Raw genomic sequence first — 4,368 nt, forward strand, 5'->3', positions numbered from 1 at the left:
GCCATCCTCCAGGCCCTCGCCTGATCCGAGTTTTCAAACGTTTCACTTCACCCACATCACCCTTCCAAACCTAGGAGACCATCCCCATGAGACAGATTGCATTTTACGGAAAAGGCGGCATCGGCAAATCCACCACCTCGCAGAACACCCTGGCCGCCATGGCCGAACTCGGCCAACGCATCATGATCGTCGGCTGTGACCCTAAAGCCGACTCCACCCGCCTAATGCTGCACAGCAAAGCCCAAACCTCCGTGCTGCAACTGGCCGCCGAACTCGGGGCCGTTGAAGATGTCGAACTTGAGCAAGTGCTGCAAATCGGCTATCGCGGCGTCAAGTGCGTTGAGTCGGGCGGCCCAGAACCCGGCGTCGGCTGTGCCGGTCGAGGCATTATCACCGCCATCAACTTCCTCGAAGAAGAAGGCGCTTACGAAGATCTCGATTTCGTCTCCTACGACGTACTGGGCGACGTAGTCTGCGGCGGGTTTGCCATGCCCATTCGGGAAGGCAAAGCCCAGGAAATCTACATCGTCGTTTCTGGCGAAATGATGGCCATGTATGCGGCAAACAACATCGCCCGAGGCGTACTCAAGTATGCCCAATCCGGCGGCGTGCGCTTGGGCGGCCTAATCTGCAACAGCCGCAACACCGACAAAGAAGTTGAGCTAATTGAAGAACTAGCCCGCCGGCTCAACACCCAGATGATTCACTTTGTCCCCCGTGACAACATCGTGCAGCACGCCGAACTGCGCCGCATGACCGTGAACGAGTACGCCCCCGACAGCAAGCAAGCCGCAGAATACGCCCAACTGGCCGACAAGATCATCAACAACAAAAAGCTCACCATCCCCACGCCCATCTCCATGGATGAGTTGGAAGAGCTGCTGATTCAATTCGGCATCCTCGACAGCGACGAGAAATACCAGGAGGCCCTCGCCGCCGATAAAACCGTCGTCGCCGTTTAGGTTCTGTTGAAGCAGATCCCTTGCGGCAGATCCCAGGGTTCTTGATCAATAGCCAAATTGGCCGGTTCAGCCCAGAAGAACCCTGGGATCTCTCCCTACCCCTTACCCATCCACCCAATCACTCACCTACCCGCTACCGCTACCCATCCACCCCTACCCGAGAGGGCACCATGACTACCGTAGAAGACAGAAAAGAGCTGATCCAAGAGGTGCTTGAGGCCTACCCCGACAAAGCCAAAAAGCTGCGGGCCAAGCACATCAGCGTTCAAGACGCCGAAAAAGCTGACTGCGGCGTCAAGTCCAACAAGAAGTCTGTACCCGGTGTAATGACCACCCGTGGCTGTGCCTATGCAGGGGCCAAAGGGGTGGTTTGGGGACCGGTTAAAGACATGATTCACATCAGCCACGGCCCCGTGGGCTGCGGCTACTACTCCTGGTCGGGTCGCCGCAACTACTACATCGGCACTACAGGCGTCGATAGCTTTGGCACCATGCAGTTCACCTCCGACTTCCAGGAGCGCGACATTGTGTTTGGCGGCGACAAAAAGCTAGCCAAACTGATCGACGAGCTAGAAGATCTCTTCCCCCTCAGCCAGGGCACCACCATTGAGTCAGAATGCCCGGTGGGCCTAATCGGCGACGACATTGAAGCCGTCGCCCGCGTCAAAGCCAAGGAATACGGCAAGCCCGTTATCCCTGTGCGCTGTGAAGGGTTCCGAGGCGTATCCCAGTCCCTCGGTCACCACATTGCCAACGACACCGTGCGCGACTGGGTGATGCCCAAGGCCGACGAGTACCGCAAGCTGCCCGAAGGTTTCGAGCCCAGCCCCTACGATGTCAACATCATCGGCGACTACAACATCGGTGGCGACGCCTGGCCCAGCCGCATGCTGCTAGAAGAAATCGGCCTGCGGGTGCTCTGCCAGTTCTCTGGGGATGGCACCTTCAACGAAGTGGTGATGACGCCCCTGGCCAAGATGAACCTGATCCACTGCTATCGGTCGATGAACTACATCTGCCGGTTCATGGAAGAGAAATACGGCATCGGCTGGATGGAGTACAACTTCTTTGGCCCCACCCAGATTGCCAAGTCGCTGCGCAAGATCGCCGAGCAGTTTGACGAAACCATCCAGGCAAAAACCGAGCAGGTGATCGCCAGCTACCAGGCCCGGATGGACACCATCATCGCCAAGTATCGCCCCCGCCTCGAAGGCAAAACCGTGATGCTGATGGTCGGCGGTCTGCGCCCCCGTCACGTCGTGCCCGCCTTTACCGACCTGGGCATGAAGGTGATCGGCACCGGCTATGAGTTTGGCCACGGTGACGACTACAAACGCACCGCCGACTACGTCGAAGAAGGCACCGTCATCTACGACGACATCAGCGGCTACGAGTTTGAAGAGTTTGCCAAAGAACTCAAACCCGACCTAATCGCCGCTGGCATTAAAGAGAAGTACGTCTTCCAGAAGATGGCCCTTCCCTTCCGCCAGATGCACTCCTGGGATTACTCCGGCCCCTACCACGGCTACGACGGCTTTGAAGTCTTCGCCCGCGACATGGACATGGCCGTTAACAACCCCACCTGGGGCCTCGTTAATGCGCCTTGGCAAGAAGCCTCGTAGGGGCGCACCGCTGTGCGCCCAACCCCCAGGGCACACAGACGTAGGGCTCACAGCATAGATCGTAGGGCGCACGGCAGTGCGCCCCTACCAACCCCCAATCCTGCCTGATCACCCATCCACCCTTCCCCTCCCCCAAGGAGAACACCATGACTGACAATCTTGACAACACCATCCCGACGCCCTCCTGCGGGGGCGAAGACCCAGGCAAAATTAAAGACCACTTCGACCTCTTTCAGACTGAGCCTTACCAAGATCTGTTCGCCTACAAGCGCCAGTTTGAGGGAGCCTACAGCGACGACAAAATTGCTGAAACCGCCGAATGGACCAAAGGCTGGGACTATCGGGAAAAGAACTTTGCCCGCGAAGCCCTGACCATCAACCCCGCCAAAGCCTGCCAACCCCTGGGGGCGCTGTTTGTCGCCGCTGGTTTTGAAGGCACCCTGCCCTACAGCCACGGTTCCCAGGGCTGTGTGGCCTACTTCCGCAGCCACCTCACCCGCAACTACAAAGAGCCCTTCCAGGCGGTGTCGTCGTCGATGACCGAAGATGCGGCAGTATTTGGTGGCCTCAGCAACCTGAAGTCGGGTCTGGAAAACTCCTACACCCTCTATAAGCCCAAGATGATTGCCCTCTGCACCACTTGCATGGCTGAGGTAATTGGGGATGACATTGGCGCATACATTACCACCGCCAAGAATGAGGGGCACATTCCCGAAGACCTACCGGTACCGGCGGCTCACACGCCGAGCTTTGTGGGCTCTCACATCACCGGCTACGACAACATGCTGAAGAGCATTCTCAAAACCCTGACCAAAGACGAAAAGTCTGAAACTACCAACGGCAAGTTCAACTTCAACCTGGGTTTTGACCCCTACATCGGCAATATTCGGGAACTGAAGCGGATCTTGGGCCTGTTTGGCATCGACTACACCATTCTGTCGGACAACTCGGACACCTTCGACTCCCCCAACACGGGCGAATTTAAGATGTACAACGGCCTCACCACCCTGGCCGATACCGCCGACAGCATCAATGCCGAGGGTACGGTGTTCTTCCAGAAGTACACGACGCCCAAGACCCAGGAGTACATCGCCAAGGATTGGGGACAGAAGACCTATAATTTCCGGCCCTTTGGCATTAAGGGCACCGATGAGTTCTTGATGACCCTGTCGGCAGTGACCGGCAAGCCCATTCCCTTAGAACTTCAGCAGGATCGGGGCCGGGCAGTGGATGCCATGACCGACTCCCAGGCCTGGATTCACGGCAAAAAGATCGCCCTCTACGGCGACCCCGACCACGCGCTGAGCCTGATCCAGTTCTTGCTGGAGATGGGGGCGGAGCCGACCCACATTGTGGTGACCAACAGCAACGATGACTTTGAAGCCGAAGCCCGCGAACTGCTGACCAATAGCCCCTACGGCCAGGGCGCGACAGTGTGGGGCGGCAAGGATCTGTGGCACCTGCGATCGCTGATGTTCACCGAGCCTGTGGACCTGCTGATTGGCAACAGCTACGGCAAGTACCTGTGGCGCGACACCGGCACCCCGCTGGTGCGCATTGGCTACCCGATCTTCGATCGCCACCACATGCACCGCTACGCCACCCTGGGCTACCAGGGCGCGATCAACCAGTTCAACTGGATTATTAACACCATCCTCGACGAGCTCGATCGCAAGACCAGCACGATCGCGAAGACCGACATCTCCTTTGACCTGATTCGCTAAAGGGGTAGATGGGTGGATGGGTAGATGGGTGGATGCTGTCCTCTCCTACCCTACACCCTC

The 4,368-nt window shown here is 57.9% G+C and carries 3 protein-coding genes; all 3 read left to right on the plus strand.

Annotation, left to right across the window (positions count from 1 at the left end; all coding sequences use genetic code 11):
- Window positions 1-86 precede the first annotated feature (86 nt).
- Window positions 87-962, plus strand: a complete 876-nt coding sequence (gene nifH / locus IQ273_RS31060) for a nitrogenase iron protein (RefSeq protein WP_194026948.1) — start codon at window positions 87-89, stop codon at window positions 960-962.
- A gap of 170 nt (window positions 963-1,132) precedes the next feature.
- A complete protein-coding gene (nifD, locus tag IQ273_RS31065; protein WP_194026950.1) occupies window positions 1,133-2,584 on the plus strand; it encodes a nitrogenase molybdenum-iron protein alpha chain in 1,452 nt (483 codons plus the stop codon).
- A gap of 146 nt (window positions 2,585-2,730) precedes the next feature.
- Window positions 2,731-4,308 carry a nitrogenase molybdenum-iron protein subunit beta gene (nifK, locus tag IQ273_RS31070; protein WP_194026949.1) on the plus strand — a complete coding sequence of 526 codons (1,578 nt, stop codon included), beginning with the start codon at window positions 2,731-2,733 and terminating at the stop codon, window positions 4,306-4,308.
- Window positions 4,309-4,368: the final 60 nt, after the last annotated feature.

The organism is Nodosilinea sp. LEGE 07298 (assembly GCF_015207265.1).
Classification (GTDB): Bacteria; Cyanobacteriota; Cyanobacteriia; order Phormidesmidales; family Phormidesmidaceae; genus Nodosilinea.